18 protein-coding genes are annotated in these 24,066 nt (G+C 65.3%); 13 read left to right on the plus strand and 5 right to left on the minus strand.

Annotation, left to right across the window (positions count from 1 at the left end; all coding sequences use genetic code 11):
• Positions 1–23: 23 nt before the first annotated feature.
• The 5 genes from miaB (at position 24) to mdoH (ending at position 7,355) form a co-directional block, all read left to right on the plus strand.
• Entirely contained in the window at positions 24–1,394 is a 1,371-nt protein-coding gene (gene miaB / locus AC1DHL_RS12275; protein ID WP_478162130.1) for a tRNA (N6-isopentenyl adenosine(37)-C2)-methylthiotransferase MiaB, read from the plus strand.
• Positions 1,394–2,821: a sensor histidine kinase gene (locus AC1DHL_RS12280; protein WP_478103085.1), complete on the plus strand. Its 1,428-nt coding sequence runs from the start codon at positions 1,394–1,396 to the stop codon at positions 2,819–2,821. Before miaB ends, AC1DHL_RS12280 begins: the two co-directional genes overlap by 1 nt.
• Before the next feature lie 66 nt (positions 2,822–2,887).
• Complete coding sequence (locus AC1DHL_RS12285) at positions 2,888–3,502, plus strand: hypothetical protein (protein ID WP_478162131.1); 615 nt, start codon at positions 2,888–2,890, stop codon at positions 3,500–3,502.
• A gap of 98 nt (positions 3,503–3,600) precedes the next feature.
• Positions 3,601–4,938 (plus strand): sigma 54-interacting transcriptional regulator, encoded by a 1,338-nt coding sequence (locus tag AC1DHL_RS12290; RefSeq protein WP_478162247.1) that lies wholly within the window; start codon positions 3,601–3,603, stop codon positions 4,936–4,938.
• 404 nt (positions 4,939–5,342) lie between these two features.
• Complete coding sequence (gene mdoH, locus AC1DHL_RS12295) at positions 5,343–7,355, plus strand: glucans biosynthesis glucosyltransferase MdoH (protein WP_478162132.1); 2,013 nt, start codon at positions 5,343–5,345, stop codon at positions 7,353–7,355.
• 105 nt (positions 7,356–7,460) lie between these two features.
• Here the strand turns inward: mdoH and ffh are convergent, their stop codons facing one another.
• Positions 7,461–8,846: a signal recognition particle protein gene (gene ffh, locus AC1DHL_RS12300; protein ID WP_478103081.1), complete on the minus strand. Its 1,386-nt coding sequence runs from the start codon at positions 8,844–8,846 to the stop codon at positions 7,461–7,463.
• A 198-nt stretch (positions 8,847–9,044) separates the two neighbouring features.
• On the opposite strand from ffh, the gene AC1DHL_RS12305 reads away from it, so the two are divergent.
• From AC1DHL_RS12305 to AC1DHL_RS12340, 8 genes are all read left to right on the plus strand, one after another.
• Positions 9,045–9,854 carry a cytochrome C assembly family protein gene (locus AC1DHL_RS12305; protein ID WP_478103080.1) on the plus strand — a complete coding sequence of 270 codons (810 nt, stop codon included), beginning with the start codon at positions 9,045–9,047 and terminating at the stop codon, positions 9,852–9,854.
• Positions 9,851–10,093, plus strand: a complete 243-nt coding sequence (locus AC1DHL_RS12310; protein WP_478103078.1) for a PP0621 family protein — start codon at positions 9,851–9,853, stop codon at positions 10,091–10,093. The genes AC1DHL_RS12305 and AC1DHL_RS12310 overlap by 4 nt, the downstream gene beginning before the upstream one ends.
• Positions 10,090–11,775 (plus strand): two-component system sensor histidine kinase NtrB, encoded by a 1,686-nt coding sequence (locus AC1DHL_RS12315; protein WP_478103077.1) that lies wholly within the window; start codon positions 10,090–10,092, stop codon positions 11,773–11,775. The genes AC1DHL_RS12310 and AC1DHL_RS12315 overlap by 4 nt, the downstream gene beginning before the upstream one ends.
• 4 nt (positions 11,776–11,779) lie before the next feature.
• The gene (locus tag AC1DHL_RS12320; protein ID WP_478162133.1) at positions 11,780–13,306 is read left to right on the plus strand and encodes a sigma-54-dependent transcriptional regulator; all 1,527 of its coding nucleotides are present in this window, start codon (positions 11,780–11,782) and stop codon (positions 13,304–13,306) included.
• Positions 13,278–13,889: a 1,6-anhydro-N-acetylmuramyl-L-alanine amidase AmpD gene (gene ampD, locus AC1DHL_RS12325; RefSeq protein ID WP_478162134.1), complete on the plus strand. Its 612-nt coding sequence runs from the start codon at positions 13,278–13,280 to the stop codon at positions 13,887–13,889. The genes AC1DHL_RS12320 and ampD overlap by 29 nt, the downstream gene beginning before the upstream one ends.
• A gap of 349 nt (positions 13,890–14,238) precedes the next feature.
• Positions 14,239–17,154 (plus strand): ribonucleoside-diphosphate reductase subunit alpha, encoded by a 2,916-nt coding sequence (locus tag AC1DHL_RS12330; protein WP_478162135.1) that lies wholly within the window; start codon positions 14,239–14,241, stop codon positions 17,152–17,154.
• 150 nt (positions 17,155–17,304) lie between these two features.
• Positions 17,305–18,567 carry a ribonucleotide-diphosphate reductase subunit beta gene (locus AC1DHL_RS12335; protein WP_478162136.1) on the plus strand — a complete coding sequence of 421 codons (1,263 nt, stop codon included), beginning with the start codon at positions 17,305–17,307 and terminating at the stop codon, positions 18,565–18,567.
• Positions 18,568–18,763: 196 nt separating this feature from the next.
• Positions 18,764–19,234 (plus strand): histone H1-like DNA-binding protein, encoded by a 471-nt coding sequence (locus AC1DHL_RS12340; RefSeq protein ID WP_478162137.1) that lies wholly within the window; start codon positions 18,764–18,766, stop codon positions 19,232–19,234.
• Positions 19,235–19,303: 69 nt separating this feature from the next.
• Here AC1DHL_RS12340 and AC1DHL_RS12345 read toward each other — a convergent pair whose 3' ends face one another.
• The 4 genes from AC1DHL_RS12345 to accC all read right to left on the minus strand — a co-directional run bounded on the left by AC1DHL_RS12345 (position 19,304) and on the right by accC (position 24,064).
• Positions 19,304–20,206, minus strand: coding sequence for a carbohydrate kinase family protein (locus tag AC1DHL_RS12345; RefSeq protein ID WP_478162138.1), 903 nt, complete (start codon positions 20,204–20,206; stop codon positions 19,304–19,306).
• A gap of 45 nt (positions 20,207–20,251) precedes the next feature.
• Positions 20,252–21,556, minus strand: a complete 1,305-nt coding sequence (locus tag AC1DHL_RS12350) for a zinc-ribbon and DUF3426 domain-containing protein (RefSeq protein ID WP_478162139.1) — start codon at positions 21,554–21,556, stop codon at positions 20,252–20,254.
• 108 nt (positions 21,557–21,664) lie between these two features.
• A complete protein-coding gene (prmA, locus tag AC1DHL_RS12355) occupies positions 21,665–22,549 on the minus strand; it encodes a 50S ribosomal protein L11 methyltransferase (RefSeq protein ID WP_478162140.1) in 885 nt (294 codons plus the stop codon).
• 165 nt (positions 22,550–22,714) lie between these two features.
• Positions 22,715–24,064 carry an acetyl-CoA carboxylase biotin carboxylase subunit gene (accC, locus tag AC1DHL_RS12360; RefSeq protein WP_478103065.1) on the minus strand — a complete coding sequence of 450 codons (1,350 nt, stop codon included), beginning with the start codon at positions 24,062–24,064 and terminating at the stop codon, positions 22,715–22,717.
• Between the last annotated feature and the right edge of the window lie 2 nt (positions 24,065–24,066).

Raw genomic sequence — 24,066 nt, forward strand, 5'->3', positions numbered from 1 at the left:
CCGCATCTCTCGGGAGAGGCACCATGAACCCCAAAGTTTTTATCAAGACCTTCGGCTGCCAGATGAACGAGTACGACTCGGACAAGATGGCGGACGTGCTGCGCGCCGCCGAAGGGTATGAGCCGACCACGAACGTGGACGAGGCCGACCTGATCCTCTTCAACACCTGCTCTGTCCGCGAAAAGGCACAGGAAAAGGTGTTCTCCGACCTCGGCCGCGTCAAGCACCTCAAGGCCAAGGGCGTGAAGATCGGCGTCGGCGGCTGCGTTGCGAGCCAGGAAGGCGAGGCGATCATCGCCCGCGCGCCCTACGTCGACGTGGTTTTCGGCCCCCAGACCCTGCACCGGCTGCCCGAGATGCTCACGCAGCGCGATCGCCAAGGCCGGCCGCAGGTGGATATCAGTTTCCCCGAGATCGAGAAGTTCGACCACCTGCCGCCGGCCCGCGTCGAAGGCGTCACCGCTTTCGTCTCGATCATGGAAGGCTGCTCCAAGTACTGCAGCTACTGCGTGGTGCCTTACACCCGCGGCGAAGAGGTGAACCGGCCGCTCGACGACGTGCTGGTGGAAGTCGCCGGGCTGGTCGACCAGGGCGTGCGCGAAGTCACGCTGCTGGGCCAAAACGTCAATGCCTACCGCGGGAAGATGGGCGACACAGCGGAAATCGCGGACTTCGCCACCCTGATCGAATACATCGCGGAGATCCCGGGCATCGAGCGCATCCGCTACACGACCAGCCATCCCAACGAATTCACGCCGCGGCTGATCGAGGCCTACGCCCGGGTGCCGCAGCTCGTGAGCCATCTGCATCTGCCGGTGCAGCACGGCAGCGACCGGATCCTGATGGCGATGAAGCGCGGCTACACGGCGATGGAATACAAGAGCACGGTCCGCAAGCTGCGCGCCATCCGCCCCGATCTCGCGCTCAGCAGCGACTTCATCGTGGGCTTCCCGGGCGAAACCGACGAGGACTTCGCAAAGATGATGAAGCTCATCCACGACCTCGACTTCGACGCCAGCTTCAGCTTCATCTTCAGCCCGCGCCCAGGCACGCCGGCCGCAGCGCTGCACGACGACACGCCGCACAGCGTCAAGCTCGCCCGGCTGCAGCAGTTGCAGGCGGTGATCGACGGCAACGTCAAGCGATTCGGCGAGAGCCGCGTGGGCACCGTGCAGCGCGTGCTGGTCGAGGGCACGTCGCGCAAGGACGCGAGCGAGCTGATGGGCCGCACCGAGTGCAATCGCGTCGTCAACTTCGAGGGCGATGCGCGGCTGGTCGGTCAGATGATCGACCTGCGCATCACCCGCTCGCTGGCCTATACCCTGCGCGGCGAAGTCGTGACGGCTGAATCGACGCACGCTGCCGGCAGGCCCGCGCCGGCGCCCGTCGCCTGATGCCGAAGTTGACGTCGGCGCGCGGTTCGTTCCAGCAGCTGCTGCTTTTCGCGTTTCTCCTGATCACCGCGCTCCTCGTGGGCGTGGCGTTGCGCGCCGTCTTCCAGTACGACGCGCTGATGACCGAGAGCCGCGATGCCGCGGCGCGCGCGCTCACCCTCTCCGGCGCAGCCCAATCGCTGGCCGAGCGCAGCGCGGCGATGGAGCGCGCCGGACGCCAGTCACTGGTGCTCAACGATGCCGTGCTGCGCCGCCGCTTCGACGACGCGTCCCGCGATGCGCGCCAAGTGCTCGAGCGCCTCACTTCCAACGGCCTGGGCAGCGAAGGCCCGGACAGATGGCGCGAGCAGATGGAGGTCATCCAGGGCTTGATGAGCGGCGCGTCCGAAACGGCGCTCGCCCGCGAAAGCTCGATGGCCATGCAATTCCGCGAGCTCGATGCGCTGAACACCAACATCGCACAGCAGGCGCAGTTCCTGATCGAGACACAGAACAAGGCGCTGGCCGAGCGCATCGAGACGGAGCGCAGGAGGTTGATGCGGCTGGTCGTGGCGGCGAGCGCCCTCGCGGTGTCGCTGGCCCTGGCCTTCGGAGTCTGGCTGGCGCGGCCGTTCAAGCGGCTCCAGCGCGCCATCGTCGGTCTCGGCGAAAACCGGCTTGACGAGCCGATCGACATCCACGGTCCCGCCGACGTGCGCCGCGTGTCCCAGCAGCTCGAGTGGCTGCGCCTGCGGCTCACCGAACTGGACGCCGACAAGGCACGCTTCCTGCGACACGTTTCGCATGAACTCAAGACTCCCCTGGCCGCCTTGCGCGAAGGCGTCTCGCTATTGGAAGATGGCGTGACAGGGGCACTGAACCCCTCCCAGCGCGAAGTCACGCAGATCCTGCAGCAGAACACCGTGGCGTTGCAGGGGCAGATCGAGGCGCTGCTGCGCTTCAACGCCGCCGCGTTCGAAGCCCGCGAGCTGCGTCGGGAGCGCACCCCGCTGCTGCCGCTGATCGAGGAGCAGATCGAAGCCCAGCGCCTGCAATGGCAGGCCAACGGGCTCACCGTGCGGGCCGAGGGCGAGCCGATTTCGGTCCTGGTCGACCGGGTGAAGCTCGGCACCGCGCTGGCCAACCTGCTTTCGAACGCCATCCGCTTCTCGGCGCGCGGAGGCACCATCAGCATGGCCGTCTCGAGCACCGCCGACGCCGCGCAAATCGACATCAGCGACGCGGGTCCCGGCGTGGCGGATGGCGATCGCGACCGCATCTTCGAGCCCTTCTTCCGCGGAGAACGGCAACCTCAGCATTCGGTGAAAGGAACGGGTATCGGCTTGTCGATCGTGCAGGAGTACATTGCGGCTCATGGCGGCCGCATCACGCTGCTGCCGGAGGGGCCAGGCGCGCGTTTCCGTATCGAACTGCCGCGCACCGCTTGAGCCCACCGCCCGACGTTCCCATTCCGATCCATGTTTTTCTCGATCTTTCGCAGATCCGCCATCGTCATGACGCTCGTCGCGCCGATGCTTTTCGCTGGCTGCGCCACGTCGCACAAGCCGCCGGCCGAAGCCGTCGTCGTGCCGGCCATGCCGCCCTCGCCGCCGCCCGTCACGCCGGTCGAGGCCGAGCCCATCGCGCCGGCGACGCAGCCCGGCGGCATCTTCACGCCGCTGGCACCCGGTCCCGTGGGCGCCATGCTTGCCTACGCCGACAAGGTGCGGCCTCTCGGCGCCCCCGAACTTGCCAACGAACTGTCTCGTCTCGGCGACCTCATGGAGACGCCCACCACGCAGATGCAGACTGCCATCGTGCTGGCCCAGACGCGCGTCCCCGCCGACCTTGTCAAGGCCATCGGCCTGATGCAGCGCGTGTCGACCAACCCCTCGGCCGAAGCGCAGCCCCTTCAGCCGCTCGCCCGAACGCTGGCCGCGCGCTATTCGGAACAACGGCGCGTCGAGGATGACCGTGAGAAGCAAGCGCAACAATTGCGCGACAGCCAGCGACGCATCGACCAGTTGAACGATCGGATCGAGGCTTTGAGGGCCATCGAGCGGAGCTTCGCCCGCCCGAACACCCCGCCTGCAGCAGCGCCAGTGATCAACCCGAAGCCCGCACCGTGACCAGCCCGGCCATTCCCCCATCCGAAAAGGCGCCCGCTTCCGGGACCGGCGAGCAGGCGCGTGGCGCCCGGCTGCTCGTCGTCGATGACGACCCGGACATGCTCCGGCTCATTTCGATGCGGCTGACCTCCGTCGGCTACCACGTCACGGCCGTGACCTCGGCCGAATCGGCACTCACGCAGCTCGAAATCGAGCACCCCCAGCTTGTGCTGAGCGATGTGCGGCTCCCGGGCCGGGACGGACTTGCCCTCTTCGACGAGATCCGCAAGCGCCATCCGACCCTGCCGGTGATCCTGCTGACCGCGCACGGGACCATCCCCGACGCCGTCGAGGCCACGGCGCGCGGCGTCTTCACCTACCTGACCAAGCCCTACGACGGGCGCGAACTGCTCGAAAAGATCGCCCAGGCGCTCGCGCTCGGCGCACCGAGCGCCGCGCCCGGCAAGGGCGGCGACGAAAGCTGGCGCGCGGAAATCGTGAGCCGCAGCAACCGGATGGCTGAGTTGCTGGCCGAAGCGCGCATGGTGGCCAAGTCGGACGCCAGCGTGCTGCTGCGCGGCGACAGCGGCGCCGGCAAGGAATTGCTGGCCCGTGCCATCCACCGGGCGAGCGCGCGGGCCGACAAGCCTTTCGTGGCCGTCAATTGCGGTGCCATTCCGGAAGCGCTCCTGGAGTCGGAGTTGTTCGGCCACATGAAGGGCGCCTTCACCGACGCCGTCGCCAACCACAAGGGGCTGTTCCAGCAAGCCGACGGCGGCACGCTGCTGCTCGACGAAATCGGGGACATGCCGCCGGCGCTCCAGGTCAAGCTGCTGCGGGTGCTGCAGGAACGCGCGGTAAGGCCGCTCGGCGCCAGCCAGTCGATCGCGGTGGATGTGCGAATCATCTCGGCCACCCATCGCGACCTCGATGCCGCGATGGAAACCGGGCAGTTTCGCGAAGATCTCTACTACCGTCTCAACGTGGTGACACTGAGTCTTCCGCCCCTTTCCGCGCGGCGCGAGGACATTCCGCTGCTGGCCAATCACTTTCTGCAGCGGCTATCGACCAAGTACGGCAAGCGGCTCTCCGGCTTCGCGCCGGAGGCGCTCAAGGCGCTGACCACGGCCTCGTGGCCCGGAAACGTGCGGCAACTGTTCAACGTGGTGGAGCAGGTCTGCGCGCTTTCGAGCTCGCCGCTGATCCCGCTCGCCCTCGTGCAGCGCGCGCTTCGCGTGCCGAGTGTGGAGGTGCTGACTTACGCCGAAGCCAAGCAGCGATTCGAGCGCGACTACCTGGTCGGCCTGCTGAAGTTGACCGACGGCAATGTCGCCGACGCAGCGCGCCTTGCGGATCGCAACCGGACCGAGTTCTACCGGCTCCTGCAAAAGCATGAGCTCACCCCCGGACACTTCAAGGCCGAGGGCGTGTCGCCGGGAAACGAAACCGGTCGCTGACCAGCGACACTCCAAGTATTTGATTTCATTGCGGTTTTAGAGTCAGCCTCGAAGGCTTGTCGGGATTCGGCGACAAAAACAGAGGTTTCGCGGGCCTTTCGGCTCAGGTCCGCGGTCGAGGCAACCAAGATTTGACCTAAGCTGTTGATCTAGAAGGATTTTCTGGCGCTGGCACAGGGTTTGCCCCTGTAGAGGCATGACAGCTCATTCCAGCCCCTCTTTCGCACTGCGTCCGCAGCGCGACGGCCTGCGTCAAAAGCAGTTTTCCCTCTCGCGCCCCCGCGCAGCGGGACATTCGCTGGCAGCCCTCGAGGCATCCAGCGGAATCGCGCCGGACTGCGTCTTCAAGCGCTTTCCGGCAATCGGCGACACGCCCTCCGTTCAAAAGCAACGGTGAGTCGCCCATGAAGCCCAACGAATACTCCCAACTGAAGGTGCTGGCGGAAAGCGACTTCTCGCACCGCAGCCTCCTTCGCGAAGAGCGCCACCCGAACTCGGTGACGGCGCCCCCCATCAACCGCGGTTCGATGACGCCGCGCCCCTGGCGCGGTTTCTGGAACAGCATCGGCACGGCGCTTCTGGTGAAGCTCGGCGCGGGCGGTGCGGCCAAGGCCGCCGGACGCGGCGCTGCCTCCGGCGCCGCCCAGCAACCGTGGCAGCGTGCAGCAGCACAACGCCGCTTTGCGTTCCTCGCGTTGACGGTGCTGAGCACGGTGATCGCTTCCACGCTGTTCGCACGCGTGCAACCGGACTACGACAACGTCTGGCTCGAATACAGCCAGATCGTGCTCTACGGCCTGTTGTCGGGCTGGGTCGTGACCGGCTTCGTGACGGCGCTCATGGGCTTCTATGTCTCGGTGCGCGGTGACAAGCATGCGCTGTCCGCCAAGCAGGTGGCCAACCATCCGATGAACCCCGAAGCGCGGACGGCCATCATCATGCCGATCTGCAATGAGGACGTGGCGACTGTGTTCGCCGGCTTGCGGGCGACCTGCGAATCGGTCGCTGCGACAGGCCATGCCGGGCAGTTCGACGTGTTCGTGCTGTCCGACAGCTACACGCCCGGGATCGCCGCCGCCGAGCGCGCCGCCTGGGAAGACCTGCGCGCGGCGCTGGCCCAGAACTACGCGAACAACCCCAGCCAGCCCCAGGTCGAGGTGTACTACCGCCTGCGCACCCGCCGCACGCACCGCAAGGCCGGCAATGTCGCCGACTTCTGCCGCCGTTGGGGCAAGGACTATCGCTACATGGTCGTGCTCGACGCCGACAGCGTCATGAGCGGCGACTGCCTGACCTCGATGGTCAAGCTGATGGAAGCCAACCCGACGGCCGGCATCATCCAGACCGCGACGCAGGCCATCGGCCATGTCACGCTGCACGCTCGCGCCCAGCAGTTTGCCTCGCGCATGACGGGTCGCCTGTTCACCTTGGGCATGCAGTTCTGGCAGCTCGGCGAGTCGCACTACTGGGGCCACAACGCGATCATTCGCGTGCAGCCCTTCATGGACCACTGCGCGCTGGCGCCGATCCGCGGCAAGGGCGGCATGTCGGGCGGCATCATGTCGCACGACTTCGTCGAGGCCGCGCTGATGCGCCGCGCCGGCTACCACGTGTGGCTGGTCGCCGATCTGGTCGGCAGCTACGAGCAGCAACCGCCGGACCTGCTGGCCGAGTTGCAACGCGACCGCCGCTGGTGCCAGGGCAACCTGCAGAACGCCCGCCTGATGACGGAGCCCGGCCTGCATCCGGTCCACCGCGCGATGTTCGTTACCGGCACGATGGCCTATGCGTCGGCCCCGCTCTGGCTCGCGTTCCTGACGCTGGGCACGGCGCTGTGGCTCACCGGTTCGAGCGTGGCCGAGCACTGGCTCGCCATGCCGATGGAACTGGCCGGCCTGTGGCTCTGGACCTTGTGCCTGCTGTTCCTGCCTCGCGTGCTGGGCCTTATCGCCGTGGTGCTGCGTGGCGAGACGCGCCAGTTCGGCGGCGTCGGCGGCATGCTCAAGAGCGCCGCGCTGGAAAGCGCCCTCGCCATCGTGCAAGCACCGGTCCGCATGCTCGCGCACTCGTTGTTCGTGGTCGTGGCCCTTACCGGCATCAAGCTCGACTGGAAGTCGCCTCCGCGGGAAGCCGCCGCCGTGCCTTGGCGCGTCGCGATCGCCCAACTGGCGCCGATGACGCTGGTGATCGCAGCCCTGGCCGTCGGTATCGCGCTGATCGATGCCAGCGCACTGGCCTGGCTGATGCCGGTGGGTCTGCCGTTGCTGCTGGCGATCCCGCTGACGGTCCTGACCAGCCAGATCGCCCTCGGCAACTCGCTGCGCGACCGCGGCTTCCTGCTGATCCCTGAAGAATCGCGTTCGCCGGCAGTGCTCCGGCGCGCATGGATGCACGCCGTGCGTCTCGCCCGCGCCTGAGCCCTCCACGCCCCAATGGAAAAGCCCGCATCCGCGGGCTTTTTCTTTTCCAGGAATACCTCGGAACCGGCTCAGCGGGCCGCTGGTATCGCCCGCGGCAGGGAATCAGAACCTCGGCATGCCGCCACCGCCCCCCATACCGGGCATTCCCTTCATGCCGCCCATGCGCTTCATCATCTTCATCAGGCCGCCGCCCTTCATCTTCTTCATCATCCCCTGCATCTGCTCGAACTCGTTGAGCAGGCGGTTCACTTCCTGAACCTGCACGCCGGCACCGGCAGCGATGCGCCGCTTGCGGGTGGCCTTGAGAAGTTCAGGCTTGCGGCGCTCCAGCGGCGTCATGCTGTTGATGATGCCTTCCTTGCGCCGGATATCGCGCTCGGCGCGGGTCATGTCGGCCTCGGTGGCCTTGGCGGCCATCTGCGCAGGCAGCTTGTCCATGATGCTGGACAGCCCACCCATCTGTTTCATCTGCTGCAGCTGGCCGAGGAAGTCGTTGAGATCGAAGCCCGCACCGCTCTTGACCTTCGCCGCCAGCTTCTGCGCCGCCGCGACGTCGACACCGGCCGTGACCTGCTCGACCAGCGCGACGATGTCGCCCATGCCCAGGATGCGGCCGGCGTGGCGTTCGGCATCGAACACCTCCAGGCCGTCGATCTTTTCGCTGACGCCGGCAAACTTGATCGGCACACCGGTGACCTGCCGCACCGACAGCGCCGCACCGCCGCGCGAATCGCCATCGGTCTTGGTCAGAATGATGCCGGTCAGCGGCAGCGCGTCCTTGAAGGCCTTGGCGGTGTTGATCGCGTCCTGACCCTGCATCGCGTCGACCACGAACAGCGTTTCGATCGGATTCAGCGCCGCATGCAATTCCTTGATTTCCTGCATCAGGACTTCGTCGATCGCGAGTCGGCCTGCCGTGTCGACCAGCAGCACGTCGAAGAAGTGGCGCTTGGCGTGATCCAGCGCAGCGCGCGCGATGTCGAGCGGCTTCTGGTCCGGCGTGCTGGGGAACCATTCCGCGCCGGCCTGCTTGGTCACTGTCTTGAGTTGCTCGATGGCAGCCGGACGATAGACGTCGCCCGAGACGGTCAGTACCTTCTTCTTGCGCTTCTCGATCAGGTGCTTGGCAAGCTTCGCAGTGGTGGTGGTCTTGCCGGCGCCTTGCAGGCCGGCCATGAGGATCACGGCTGGCGGCTGTGCAACGAGATTGATGTCCGCCACGCCTTCGCCCATCGTCGCGGCGAGTTCGCGGTTGACGATACCCACCAGTGCCTGACCGGGCTTCAGCGAACCCAACACTTCCTGGCCGAGCGCCTTTTCCTTGACGCGACCGACGAAATCGCGGACCACCGGCAATGCGACGTCGGCTTCGAGCAGGGCCATCCGCACTTCGCGCAACATGTCCTGCACGTTGGCTTCGGTGATGCGAGCCTGCCCGCTCATCGTCTTGACGAGCCGGGAGAATTTTTCAGTGAGGGCGGTGGCCATGAAGAGGTACCTTGTTGTCGCGGAAGCGAACGATGGAAGTCGTGAGAACCAGAAGCCAGTAACCAGCGCGAAGCCTAGCCCCATTTCGCGCAACACCGCGGAACCGGCTCCGCCGGGCCGCTGGTGTTGACCCCGGCAGGGGGTGGGCGCCCGACACGAAGTGCGGGCAACCTGGGGGCGAGCCAGTAAACTCAGTCGATGATTTTAGCGATCCCCTCCCCGCTCGGCGTGGCGCTGGGCATCGCCACCGCCGCCGCCTATGGCGTTACCGCCGCAGCGTCTTCCTGGCTCAGTCGATCGTCCACGCAATGGATGCTCGCATTGGCCTGGCTGCTGCACGCGTTTGCGCTGGGCTGTGGTCTCGGGGGCGGCACCCCGCACTTCGGATTTGCACCGGCGATTTCCGTGACCGCCTGGCTTGTACTCACCGTGTACGGCATCGAGAGCCGCATGTACCCGCAACTCCAGGTCCGGCGCGCGCTCGCGGTGCTGGGCGCGGCGGCGGTTCTGCTCGCCGTGCTATTCCCGGGGACGCCGCTGCACGTCTCGGCATCGCCATGGTTGCCGCTGCATTTGGCGCTGGGCATTGCTTCCTACGGATTGTTCGGCGCCGCCGTGGTTCATGCGTGGCTCATGACGCGCGCCGAAAAGCAGATCCGGCTCGCGGCCGAAACACAGAGCGGCGTACCTCTGCTCACGATGGAGCGCCTGACCTTCCGCTTCGTGGCGGCGGGCTTCGTGCTGTTGTCGGCCACGCTGCTGGCGGGCATCTTCTTCAGTGAAACGCTCTATGGCGCGACCGTCCGCGGCTGGAAATGGGATCACAAGACGGTGTTCTCGATCCTCGCGTGGATCACCTTTGCGGTTCTCTTGATAGGACGCGCACGCTTCGGCTGGCGCGGGCGCACGGCGCGGCGCGTGCTCTATGCGGGCTCCGCGTTGCTGTTGCTCGCCTACGTGGGATCGCGCTTCGTCCTCGAGGTCGTCCTCTCGCGCACGCCCTCATGAAGTACCTGCTCGTCCTCGCCGTGATCGTCGTGGCCATCTGGTTCTGGCGCCGAGGTCGTCAGGAAGAAATGCAGATGCGCTCGCGGCCGCCGCCACCGCCTCCCGCCGTCGGCGCACCGAAGGCCATGGTCCGTTGCGCCTACTGCGGGTTGCACCTGCCCGCCGCCGACGCCATCAACGGCCCCGATGGCATCTATTGCAGCGCAGCGCACCGAAAAGCCGCAGAAAGCCAAGGATGACTGCCTTCCTGTGGTCGCGGGGCGAGCCGGCTACGGATTGGAGTTCGCTCGAGAAATTCAACACCGAGAGCTCGGCGCTGCTGCGGCTTTGGCGTGGATTCATGGCGGCGCGATGCTTTGTCGCGGCCGTGCTCCTGCTCTTGCCGGGCGTGACCATGGTTCTCAAGCAACCCGTGCAGGGACCGGCGATCGCCCTCTCGGTCGTCTATCTGATCGCCGTGCTGTTGGCAGCACGGTATGCACCCTTCCAGCCGATCCGCAGATTCGGAGGCGCCTGGCTGTCGACGATCGGCATCGACCTCGTCACATTCACGGCGCTGCAGGTGCTGCAGGTGGGGGGCGTCAATTACACGCCGCTGTTCGCTCTCCCGGTGCTGATGGGGGCGGTGCTCGGCACTGGGACCGTCGGCCTCGGCACCACCGCAGCGGCCACGCTGCTGCTGCTTGGCCATGCAGCGTGGTACTGGCTGGAGCAGCCGGCAGACACCTCGCCCCGTTTCGTCCAGGCCGCGCTGACGGGCACCGGCCTGTTCGTGGTGGCCCTGATCGCGCACGAACTGGCTCGCCGGCTGACGCGCGAAGAAGCGATGGCGCAACGCAGTCGCAGCGCCGCGCAGATGCATGCGATGGTCAACGACCTCGTGATCGAAACCCTCAGCGAGGGCGTCCTCGTGATCGACGCGGAGGGCCAGGTGCACGCGGTCAATCCCGCGGCCGACGCGATCCTCGGCCACGGCCTCGCCGAGATTCCGCAGCCCTTCGCACTCGGCGCCTATCCGGCCTGGGTGCCTCTTGCCGGTCTTGCGCGCCAGACCTTCTCGCGTCGCGCGCCACAGGCCAAGGAGGTTCCCGTCGCACAGGCCCACGGCGCACCGCGCGAGGTCCGCGTGCGCACGCGCCTGACGCAATCCCACGACAGCCACGCCGAGAGCCTCTGCGTGATGTTCCTTCAGGACCTGCGCGAGCTCGAAGCCCGCATCCGCACCGAAAAGCTGGCGGCCATGGGTCGCATGTCTGCCGCCGTCGCGCACGAAATCCGCAACCCGCTCGCCGCCATCACCCAGGCCAGCGCGCTGCTCAGCGAGGATCTGGTCGACCCTGGGCATCGGCAGTTGACCACGATGGTCCAGCAGAACGCTCAGCGTCTGTCACGCATCGTGGATGACGTACTGGACGTGGCGCGGGCTCGTCAGCAGCGCGTGCTGCCGCTCGGCGAACAGGTGTCCCTGGACCCGACGGTTCGCGCGCTTGCGGAAGAATGGGTTCAGCACGCGCAGCAGCAAGGCGTCTTGCTTTCGCTCGAAGCGGGCACCGACGTACGCTTCGACGCCGAGCATCTGCGCCGCATCCTCGTGAACCTGCTGGACAACGCCGCCCGCTATGCGGGGGACCGCGAGGGCTCCATCCAGGTCAGCACCCGGCGCAACGCCACGGGCCGCGCGAGCCTGCAGGTCTGGAGCGACGGCGCACCCCTCGAACCCGCCGTGCAGCGGCACCTGTTCGAGCCCTTCTTCTCCTCCGAGAGCCGCTCAAGCGGACTCGGCCTGTTCCTGTGCCGCGAATTGTGCGAACAGCACGGCGCGACCATCGGCTACGAGCGCCGCGCCCTGTCCGCGGCGGGCCCCGAAGGCAACGAGTTCTTCGTGGCATTTGCCTCGGCCGAAAGCCGACTGACACAATAGCGGCGTGAGCACCCCCAACACCTCCGCGTCGCAGCCTGCCCAGATCCTGGTCGTCGACGACGAGCCCGACCTGCGCACGCTGTATGAACTCACCTTGTTGCGCGAGGGCTACCGCGTCGAGGCCGCCGGCAGCGTGTCGGAGGCCTGGCAGCACCTCGATGCCGGCCGCTTCGATGCAGTGATCACTGACATGCGCCTGCCCGACGGCCTCGGCATGGAGATCCTTCAGCGCATCCAGCAAGATCAGCGCAGCGAGCGTTGTGTCGTGATGACGGCCTATGGATCGGCGGAGAACGCGGTGGAGGCTCTCAAGGCCGGCGCCTTCGATTACCTCACCAAGCCGGTCGACCTGAAGCAATTCCGCTCGGTGGTGGCGTCGGCGGTGCAGGCGCCTTCGCAGCCCGCGCCGGTCAAGGCGCTGCGGCCTGTGGATGACGGCACAACGATGGCGACCACCATCGCCATCGGGGACAGCGGCGTCGCGGCACTCCGACGTCTGGTGGGCGACTCCGAACCCATGCGTCTCGTCAAGGCGCGCATCGCCAAGGTGGCGCGCGGCATGGCACCGGTGCTCGTGCGCGGCGAGTCTGGCACCGGCAAGGAGCTCGTCGCGCGCGCCGTGCATGCATGCAGTCAGCGCAGCGACGGACCTTTCGTCGCCGTCAACTGCGGTGCGATTCCCGAAAATCTTCTCGAAGCCGAGTTCTTCGGCGCGCGCAAGGGTTCATACACCGGCTCTTCGCAAGACCGCGACGGCTACTTCCAGGCGGCACGCGGCGGCACCTTGTTCCTCGACGAGATCGGCGATCTCCCGCTGGCCATGCAATCGAAGCTGCTGCGCGCCATCCAGGAGCGCAGCGTCCGGCCCATCGGCTCGACGCAGGAAGACGCCGTCGATGTCCGCATCGTGAGCGCGACCCACAAGGACCTGCATGCCGAAGTGCAGGCCAGCCGGTTCCGGCAGGATCTCTTCTACCGCCTGAACGTGATCGAGATCGCGGTCCCCGCGCTGCGCGACCGCCGCGGCGACCTGCCCGCGCTGTGCAACGCCCTGCTCGCGCGCATCGCCCGCGATGCCGGCATGCCGGTGCCGACGCTTTCCGCCGATGTGCTGCAGAGGCTCGCCGAACACCCGCTTCACGGCAACGTCCGCGAGCTCGAAAACCTCCTGCACCGCGCGGTGGCCCTCAGCGACGGCGATGTGCTCCATCTCGATCTCATGGGCGGCGGCACAGCGATCCCCAGCGAGCCGTTGCCTGCTGGACCGGTGCAACAGCCCGAGCCGGCATCCGCCGCAGAAACGGGCGCTCACGCCCGCCCCGCTCCCGCAGTGCCTCGCGACCTGCAAAGCTATCTGGATGAGCAGGAGCGGCAGATCCTCGTCCGCGCGCTGCAGGAAACCGGCTTCAACCGAACCGCCGCCGCCGCGCGCCTTGGACTGAGCCTGCGGCAGATTCGCTACCGGATCGCGCGCCTGGGCATCTCGACGCCCCACGGCGACGATGCCAACGGCCTCGGCGGCGATGAGTGAAGCCGACACAGCGCTCTGGCAATCCGGCTGGTATCGCTTCGCCCGGCGATTGCGTTCCCCCAATTTCGGGCCGCGGCCCACGGACGCGCAGATCGACCTGATCGTGCTGCATTCGATCAGCTTGCCGCCCGGCCGCTACGGCGGTGACGAGGTCCAGCAACTCTTCACGAACAGCCTCGACTGGGACGCACATCCCTATTTTTCCGGCATCCGTGGCCTCGAAGTCTCCGCCCACTTCTATGTGCGGCGCAATGGAGAGCTGTGGCAGTTCGTGAGCTGCGACGATCGCGCATGGCATGCCGGCGCTTCGTCATGGCGCGGCCGTTCGAACTGCAATGACGACTCGATCGGCATCGAACTCGAAGGGCTGGAAGGCGACACCTTCGAGCATGCGCAGTACGAGACCCTGGCCAGCCTTTGTCCGGCGATCGCGCAGCGCCATGCGATCTCGTTCATCGCGGGCCATGAACACATCGCGCCCGGCCGCAAGGAAGATCCGGGCCCCGGATTCGACTGGCGCCTGCTGCGCGAACAGCTCGGCTGGAATCTGACGATGTTTCCGCCCAACACTCTCGATCCCTGAAGTTTTTTTCAATCGCGAAGTCACAGGCGATGCGCCGCGAGGCGATACGCGCGCTTTGCCACGCCAGAGTCGGCAGCGCAGTATCCATGCGCATTTCCAGCCGATTTGCGCCCGGAAAGCGCATGAATAGCGGCCTGCGCCACCTCGTTTCAGCAATGATGCGGCTTCGCTGCCACCCGACCAGCCACAGACACGTTTCACATTCGTTGCGATTTGTGGAAAACACTATATCTAGTGGCTTGTAGCCCCCCGTGCCACTAGATATAGTGTGCTCTGCCCGGCGCTTACAGCCGGAAACAGCGGCCACAACGACACCGCAGCCCAACAAGAATTGCCAAACGAGGATCGCATGCAAACTGCACTGAACACCCCTTCCACCCCTCGCGCCGTACCCTCGACGCCGCAAAACCGAGACGTCGCCGGCTCGCCCGCTGGCAACGCCCTCGCGCACTACCAGATCATTCGCCGCAACGGCGCGGTCGTGCCTTTCGAGCCGAACAAAATCGCGATCGCGATGATGAAGGCCTTCCTGGCCGTGCACGGCACCCAGGGCGCGGCTTCCGCCAGCGTGCGCGAGACCGTCGACACGCTGACCCAGGCCGTCGTGCGCGCCATGGTGCGTTCGCGTCCGGGCGGCGGCACCTTCCACATCGAGGACGTGCAGGACCAGGTCGAACTCGGCCTGATGCGCGGCGGCCACCATGAGATCGCCCGCGCCTATGTGCTCTACCGCGAACGCCGCTCCCAGGAACGCACGAAGCAAGGGGAGCAGGACGCACCCGTCGCGACGCCCGCACTGCACGTGCTCGACCGCGGCGAAAGAGTCGCGCTCGACCTCAACGAGCTCAAGGACCTCATCGAGTCGGCCTGCATCGGCCTGGGCGACAGCATCACCGCCGCCCCGATCGTCGCCGAGACCATGCGCAACCTCTACGACGGCGTTCCGCTCGACGAGGTCTACAAGGCCTCGATCCTCGCCGCCCGCACGCTGATCGAAAAAGATCCCGACTACACCTTCGCCACCGCCCGCCTGCTGCTGCACACGATCTTCAAGGAAGTGATCGGCCGCGAAGTGCCGGCTGCGGAACGGGCCCAGGCCTACGCCGACTACTTCCCCCAATTCATCAAGAAGGGCGTCGACAACGAACTGCTGGACGAGAAGCTGCTGCAGTACGACCTGGCCCGCCTGGGCGCCGCGCTCAAGCCCGAGCGCGACATGCAGTTCGACTACCTCGGCCTGCAGACGCTCTACGACCGCTACTTCCTGCACGTGCGCAAGACGCGCATCGAGCTTCCGCAAGCCTTCTTCATGCGCGTCTCGATGGGCCTTGCGCTGAACGAGATCGACCGCGAAGCCCGCGCGATCGAGTTCTACGAAGTGCTGTCCTCCTTCGACTTCATGTCGAGCACGCCGACGCTGTTCAACAGCGGCACGCTGCGCTCGCAGCTGTCCAGCTGCTATCTCACGACCGTGCCCGACGACCTCGACGGCATCTACGAGTCGATCAAGGAAAACGCGCTGCTCTCCAAGTTCGCAGGCGGCCTTGGCAACGACTGGACGCGCGTGCGCGCCCTCGGCAGCCACATCAAGGGCACCAACGGCGAATCGCAAGGCGTCGTGCCTTTCCTCAAGGTGGTGAACGACACCGCCGTCGCGGTCAACCAGGGCGGCAAGCGCAAGGGCGCCGTCTGCACCTACCTGGAAAGCTGGCACCTCGACATCGAGGAATTCCTCGAACTGCGCAAGAACACCGGCGACGACCGCCGCCGCACGCACGACATGAACACGGCGAACTGGATTCCCGACCTGTTCATGCGCCGCGTGATGGAAAAGGGCAACTGGACGCTTTTCTCACCCTCCAACGTGCCCGACCTGCACGACAAGTTCGGCGCCGACTTCGAAAGTGCCTACGTCGCCTATGAAGAGAAGGCCTCGCGCGGCGAGCTCAAGCCGAGCCGCACCATTGCCGCGACCGACCTCTGGCGCAAGATGCTCACGATGCTGTTCGAAACCGGGCATCCGTGGATCACGTTCAAGGACGCCTGCAACGTGCGCTCGCCCCAGCAGCACGCCGGCGTGGTTCACTCGTCGAACCTCTGCACCGAGATCACGCTGAACACCAGCGACACCGAAACCGCCGTCTGCAACCTCGGCTCGGTCAACCTGCTGCAGCACCTGAAGGACGGCAAGGTCGACCAGGAGAAGCTCAAGCGCACCATCTCGACCGCGATGCGCATGCTCGACAACGTGATCGACATCAACTACTACGCGGTCAAGAAGGCGCGCGACTCGAACTTGCGCCATCGTCCGGTCGGCCTCGGCCTGATGGGCTTCCAGGACGCGCTGTACGAACTGCGCATCCCCTACGCCTCGCAGGAAGCCGTGCAGTTCGCCGACGAATCGATGGAAGCGATCTGCTACCACGCCTACTGGGCCTCGACCGACCTGGCCCGCGAGCGCGGCAAGTATTCGAGCTACAAGGGCTCGCTGTGGGAGAAGGGCGTGCTGCCGCCTGACACGCTCGACCTGCTCGAGAAGGCGCGCGGCGGCTACGTCGAAGTGGACCGCTCGTCCACCCTCGACTGGGACGCGCTGCGCCAGAAGATCAAGGCCGACGGCATGCGCAATTCAAACTGCGTCGCCATCGCACCGACCGCGACCATCTCCAACATCATCGGCGTGGATGCCTCGATCGAGCCCTGCTTCGGCAACCTCTCGGTCAAGTCCAACCTCTCCGGCGAGTTCACCGTGATCAACCACTACCTGGTGCGCGACCTCAAGCGCCTGGGCCTGTGGGACGATGTGATGGTGATGGATCTCAAGCATTTCGACGGTTCGCTGCGTCCCATCGACCGCGTGCCGCAGGACGTCAAGGCGCTCTACGCCACCGCGTTCGAGATCGAGACCACGTGGCTCGTCGAAGCCGCCGCGCGTCGCCAGAAGTGGATCGACCAGGCGCAGTCGCTCAACATCTACATGGCCGGCGCATCGGGCAAGAAGCTCGACGACACCTACAAGCTCGCATGGCTGCGTGGTCTCAAGACCACCTACTATCTGCGCACGCAGAGCGCGACGCACGCCGAGAAGTCCACCGTTCAATCGGGTCGGCTCAACGCGGTGTCATCGGGCAACGGCGACTCGTCGTCGGGCATGAGCGCACTCGAAGCGGCCGCGCTCGCAGCACAAGCGCAGTTGAATGCGATCCCCGCAACCGACATCGCGTTCTGCGGTGTCGATGATCCGACGTGCGAAGCATGCCAATGATGTCGGCATGAAGTGGAGGTCGTTCGCGGCATCGCCTGACAATTTGCGATGCATGCGAACAACATAACGACAACATAATTGGAGCGCGATGTGAAGGAGCACTTTGCAACTCACATCGTTGCTCACATAATTTGAGCATTGGATTTTTCTATGTTGACCTGGGACGAAGAAGTCAAGCCCTCCTTGCCAAAGGATCTGCAACAAGGATTGCGGCACACATCGAACAGCGGCGCGCAAGTCGGCCGCTCGTCGGAGTTTCCGACTTCGCAAATTGCTTCCCAAATTTCTCCTGCTTCGCTTTCGTCGCCCGCCGCTGCCGTGCGCACGCTCGATGACGGCGCTCCAGTGCGTCCTGCACGGGCAGCGACGTCGACCGCAGCGGCCACACCGGTCACGCGTCGCGTCAACGCCGCCGACAAGCGGATCATCAACGGCCAGACCGACGTCAACCAGCTGGTGCCGTTCAAGTACAAGTGGGCCTGGGAAAAATACCTCGCCACCTGCGCCAACCACTGGATGCCGCAGGAAGTGAACATGACGCGCGACATCGCGCTCTGGAAAGATCCCAACGGCCTGACCGAAGACGAGCGCCGCATCGTCAAGCGCAACCTCGGCTTCTTCGTGACCGCCGACTCGCTGGCCGCCAACAACATCGTGCTCGGCACCTACCGCCACATCACGGCGCCCGAGTGCCGCCAGTTCCTGCTGCGCCAGGCCTTCGAAGAGGCGATCCACACGCACGCCTACCAATACATCGTCGAATCGCTCGGCCTGGACGAGAGCGAGATCTTCAACGCCTACAACGAAGTGCCGTCGATCCGCGAGAAGGACCAGTTCCTGATCCCGTTCATCGACGCCATCAGCGACCCGAATTTCCACACCGGCACACACCAGAACGACCAGACCTTGCTCAAGTCGCTGATCGTCTTCGCCTGCCTGATGGAAGGGCTCTTCTTCTACGTCGGCTTCACGCAGATCCTCGCGCTGGGCCGCCAGAACAAGATGACCGGTGCCGCCGAGCAGTACCAGTACATCCTGCGCGACGAGTCGATGCACTGCAATTTCGGCATCGACCTGATCAACCAGCTCAAGCTCGAGAATCCGCACCTCTGGACCGCCGAGTTCAAGGCAGAGATCAAGGCCCTCTTCATGAAGGCCGTCGAGCTCGAATACAAGTACGCCGAGGACACCATGCCACGTGGCGTGCTCGGCATGAACGCCTCCATGTTCAAGGGCTACCTGCGCTACATCGCCAATCGGCGCGCGCAGCAGATCGGCCTCGAAACGCTCTTCCCGAACGAAGAAAACCCGTTCCCCTGGATGAGCGAAATGATTGACCTGAAGAAGGAGCGCAATTTCTTCGAAACCCGTGTGATCGAGTATCAGTCGGGTGGCGCCCTGTCCTGGGATTGAATTTTTTCGATAAAAACAAAGTGAATTCAAGAATTGCTCTCACCAACGAATCGCACCGGAGAGTGCGGCATCGGTGAGGGCGCAGGTGTTCATGGTGCTGGGGTTGCTCCAACGCCATGAATCGCTTCACGCTGACCAACATGCGTGGAGTGCTTCAAAAGGTTGATTTTTTCAACTTGATCAAGGAGAAATAGAAATGGCAACTGCAAAGAAAGCGCCGGCCAAGAAGGCCGCAGCGAAGAAGGCTCCGGCTAAGAAGGTCGCAGCCAAGAAGGTCGTGGCCAAGAAGGCTCCGGCGAAGAAGGTCGTAGCCAAGAAGGCTCCGGCTAAGAAGGTCGCAGCCAAGAAGGTAGCAGCCAAGAAGGCTCCGGCGAAGAAGGTCGTAGCCAAGAAGGCGCCGGCGAAGAAGGCTCCTGCGAAGAAGGCAGCAGCCAAGAAGGCCCCGGCGAAGAAGGCCGCTGCGAAGAAGGCTCCTGCCAAGAAGGCGCCTGCGAAAAAGGCTGCAGCCAAGAAGCCTGCCGCCAAGAAAGCAGCGAAGAAGCCTGCTGCGAAGAAGGCCAAGGCGCCCGCCAAGGCTGCCGTAGCGCCTGCCCCTGCGCCTGCTGCCGCGCAGACGACGCTGAACCCTCAGGCAGCTTGGCCGTTCCCTACGGCCAGCAAGCCCTGAGTCTCTCAGCGGCTCTCAAGGCAAAGCCCGGTACCGCAAGGTGCCGGGCTTTTTTCTTTCAGCGGTCGGTCAGAGGCCGAGCGCCTTGCGGTCGATCTTGTAGTTCTGCGGACCGCGCTGCGCGATCTTGAGCGCGCCCAGCTGATTGCCCAGCGCAGCGCAACGCGCGAGCGACCAGCCCTGCTCCAGACCGAACAGCAATGCGCCGCGCCATGCATCGCCGCAGCCCGTGGGCTCGATCACGGCCTCCGGCTTCACCGCCGGCACATGCTCGCGGTCGCCGTTGCTCCAGACTTCGCAGCCCTCCGCAGCCAGGGTGACCACGAGGCCGCGCACGCGCTTCGAAATCTCGGCAAGACTCCAGCCGGTGCGCTGCGAAAGCATCTTTCCTTCGTAGTCGTTGACCACAACCCAGCTGGCCAGGTCCACGAAGTGCGCCAGCTCCTTGCCGTCGAACATCGGCAGGCCCTGGCCCGGATCGAACACGAAGGGAATATCGGCGGCCTTGAACTGCTCGGCGTGTTGCAGCATGGCTTCGCGGCCGTCAGGCGCCACGATACCGAGGCGCACGTCCTCGCGCGCCGTGACGCGCGTGATGTGAGCCTGCTGCATCGCGCCTGGGTGGAACGCCGTGATCTGGTTGTTGTCACGGTCGTTCATGATCATCGCCTGCGCGGTGAAGGTGTCGCTGACCTGCCGCACGAACTCGGTGCTGATGCCGAGCGAGCGCAGGCGCTCCAGATAGTCGGCGCCGTCGCTACCGACCGTTGCCATGGGCAATGCCGTGCCGCCGAGCGCATTGAGGCTGTAGGCGATGTTGCCGGCGCAACCGCCGAAGTCGCGCCGCAAGCCGGGCACCAGGAACGACACGTTCAGGATGTGCAATTGATCAGGAAGGATCTGGTCGGCGAACCGGCCTTCGAAAGTCATGATCGTGTCGAACGCGAGAGAACCGCATATCACTGCTGCCATGGATGATGAACCGTAGGTTGAATTGAATGGAAAGGCACGCGGCGCTCAGGGATAGAGCGCCTCCAGCCGAAAACCGGCGACGGGTGGCAAGGCCTGGACCTCGGGCCCGGTGAGTTTCAACGCGAGCGACGCCGCACGTTCTGCGCGCGCCGGCAGCACGAGCGGCGCGCTGAACTCGGAGGGCATGAGCACGCGCCGCACCACGGCCCGTTCCTGCGTATCGAGCAACGTCAGCTCGACTGCGGGCATGGCGAGCGGTACGTCCGCGGCGTTGCGAAGCGTGAAGCTGAGTTGATAGCCCTCGTCGTTCTTGCCGCGCGCGAACGACGCGCCATCGACCTTGATGTCGTTGATCTGGCGCAGCGCCGAGATTTCGCAGCCCAGCAGTTTGCACATCGATGCGAGCGGCAGACGAGCCGATGGTTGGCGAGCGACGATCAGGTCGCGCTCCTGATAGAGCACCTGCCCCACCAGCAACACGGCAGCCAGGATCGCGAGCACCACCATCGAGCGCCGCACCGCGACCCGCTGCCAGAAGCCTCCCGTTTCCTCCGTCCCGAAAAGCGACGCCATGTCAGACACACTCGCCGCGCTGGGCTCCGGTTCGCTGGCGGCAAGGATGACCGGCGCGGCTTCGACGGCCGCAGCCTTTTCCTTCTGCTCGCGAGCCTTGGCCTTCGCGATCTTGGCGGATTTGGCATGCGCCCTTCGCAATGCTTTTTGAAGCTGCACATCGGCAGCGGCATCTTGCGCCAAGGCTGCGCCTGAGTCGGACTGGACAGGCTCGGCCGCAGGCGCAGGCGCAGGCGCAGGTGCCGCCACGGGCGACGACAAACTCAGGTCGATGTCCGGAAAGGAAAGTGGAGGAGGAAGCGGCGGTCGCACGGCTATGCGGCCTTCGTCCTCCAGCGTCAGTGTTTCCGGAGCCGGCCAGTGATGGTCCGAGACAACGCCGGCGAGGGGCAAGGTATCGTGGCCGGACTCGCCGGCAACGTCCGGCTCCTCGATGTCCGGATTCGACGGTTCATGCTCGTCATCGAAAAAGTCCGCCTCCGCTTCGTCCCGCAGGGCCTCTTCTTCATCCTCCGTCTGCAACTCGGGCTGTACTTGCGGTTCCGATTGCGATGCCAGTGCAGCCTCGGATTCGACGTCGTAAACGATCGCGGCCGGCGAAGATGATTCGTCAGCGGCCGGCTCAGGCGCCGGGGCATCCGTGTCATGCAGTTCGATGGTCGCATCGAACACTTCACTGCAGCGGCCGCAACGCACCCATCCATCCGAAATGCGAAGCTGGTCCCTCACCACCTTGAAAGTGGTGGCGCACGCAGGACAGCGGGTGACCAGACTCATGTGGCGAAGATTGTAGGGGTGGCACCCATCCAGTTTGGCTTGCTCGCGTTGCAAACCAGTTCGTGAAACTCCGCGGAACCGGCTTGGCCGGGCAAGCCTGGGGGCGAGCTAGATTCTTGCGGTCATCAAGATCCAGCCATCCTCGCTGTCACTCACTTCGAGCGACGCATAGGGTGCATAGGCCAGTTTGAGCTCGTCGGCCTGGCGCTCGAGGATGCCAGCCAGGACCAGGGCTCCGCCCGGTGCCACATGGCCGCACAACAGCGGCGCCAGCACCTTGAGCGGGGTCGCGAGAATGTTCGCGAGCACGATGTCGTAGAGGCCGCTTGACGCTTCAGGCAGCCCTGCGTTCAGGCGCACGCTGTTCGCCTCGGCATTGAGTCGCGTCGATTCGACTGCTGCTTCGTCGATGTCGACCGCATCGATATCAACCGCACCGAACTTTGCCGCCCCGATCGCGAGGATGCCCGAACCGCAGCCGTAGTCGAGCACGCGACGCCCAGCCAGACTCCCCTGCGACGCGGTCCACCGCAAGCACATGCGCGTGGTCGGATGTGTTCCGGTGCCGAAAGCCAGCCCCGGATCCAGCCGGATGACCTGCTTCGCCTGCGCCGGCGGCTCGTGCCAAGTCGGAACGATCCAGAACTCGGTCGTGATCTCCACGGGCGAGAACTGCGACTGCGTCAACCGAACCCAGTCCTGCTCCGGCACGTCGACAACGCCCAGCACGCTGCACCCATCGAAGAAGTCCTGTGCGGCCAGCACCGACGCCGCTTCCCGCGCCAATTGCTCGCTGGCAAACAAGGCGATCACGCGAGAACGTTGCCAACCCTCCTTGGGCGGAGGCATGCCCGGCTCGCCGAACAACGCCTGCTCGGCATCGGTCTGTGCATCGGCATCTTCAACCGACACGCTCAGTGCATCCAGCGCATCGAGCGCGTCGCTGACGTCCTCGACGCTGTCCTCCGGCGCAAGCAGACGAAGTTCAAACATGGAAGCTCCTCTCAATTGTTTGGCCCGGGCATCCGGCGCGCCCCCGGCCGGCCAGCGAAGCGAGGCCAATTCGTGAAACACCGCGGAACCGGCTTTGCCGGGCCGCTGGTGTTGCCCCCGGCGAGGGGGTGGGCGGCTACACGAAGTGAGCCAACCTGGGGGAGATCAACGTTTATGCGCAGCCAGCCACTCTTCGAGATAGTGGATGTTGGTGCCGCCGCTCATGAACTTGGCGTCGACCATCAGTTCGCGATGCAGCGGCACGTTGGTCTGGATGCCTTCGATCACCGTTTCGTTCAGCGCCGTGCGCATGCGCGCAAGCGCCTGCTCGCGCGTGTCGCCGTGCACGATGATCTTGCCGATCATCGAGTCGTAGTTCGGCGGCACGAAGTAGTTGGTATAGACGTGCGAATCCACGCGCACCCCGGGGCCGCCGGGCGGATGCCACATCGTGATGCGGCCCGGCGACGGCGTGAACTTGTAGGGATCTTCGGCATTGATGCGGCACTCGATCGCGTGGCCGCGCATTTCGATCTGGCGCTGCGTGAACGGCAGCTTCTCACCGGCCGCCACCATGATCTGCGTCTTCACGATGTCGATGCCGGTGGTGAATTCCGTGACCGGATGCTCCACCTGCACGCGCGTGTTCATTTCGATGAAGTAGAACTCGCCGTTTTCGTAGAGAAACTCGAACGTGCCGGCGCCGCGGTAGCCGATCCGCTTGCACGCAGCCGCGCAGCGCTCGCCGATCTTCTCGATGAGCTTGCGCGGAACGCCCGGGGCGGGCGACTCCTCGATCACCTTCTGATGGCGCCGCTGCATCGAGCAGTCGCGCTCGCCGAGGTAGACAGCGTTCTTGTGCTTGTCAGCCAGCACCTGGATTTCGATGTGGCGCGGGTCCTGGAGAAACTTCTCCATGTAGACGGCCGGATTGTTGAAGGCCGCGCCGGCTTCCGCCTTGGTCATCTGGATCGCGTTGATCAGCGCCGCTTCGGTGTGGACCACGCGCATGCCGCGCCCACCACCGCCGCCCGCGGCCTTGATGATGACCGGGTAGCCGATCGCCCGCGCGATGCGCTTGTTGGCGGTCGGGTCGTCCGACAGTTCACCATCCGAGCCCGGCACGCAGGGGACGCCGGCTTTGATCATGGCCTGCTTTGCGGACACCTTGTCGCCCATGAGGCGGATCGATTCGGGCGTGGGCCCGATGAACTGGAAGCCGCTCTGCTCGACGCGCTCCGCGAAGTTCGCGTTCTCGCTCAGGAAGCCATAGCCAGGATGGATCGCCTCGGAGTCCGTCACTTCGGCAGCCGAGATGATCGCGGGCATGTTCAGATAGCTCTGCGACGATGGCGCGGGACCGATGCAAACGGCCTCTTCGGCCAGCTTGACGTACTTCGCATCTCGGTCGGCCTCGGAATACACCATCACGGCCTTGATGCCGAGCTCGCTGCAGGCGCGCTGGATCCGCAGGGCAATCTCGCCGCGATTGGCGACCAGGATCTTCTTGAACATGG

The sequence above is a fragment of the Variovorax sp. 10L426 genome, from assembly GCF_056395305.1.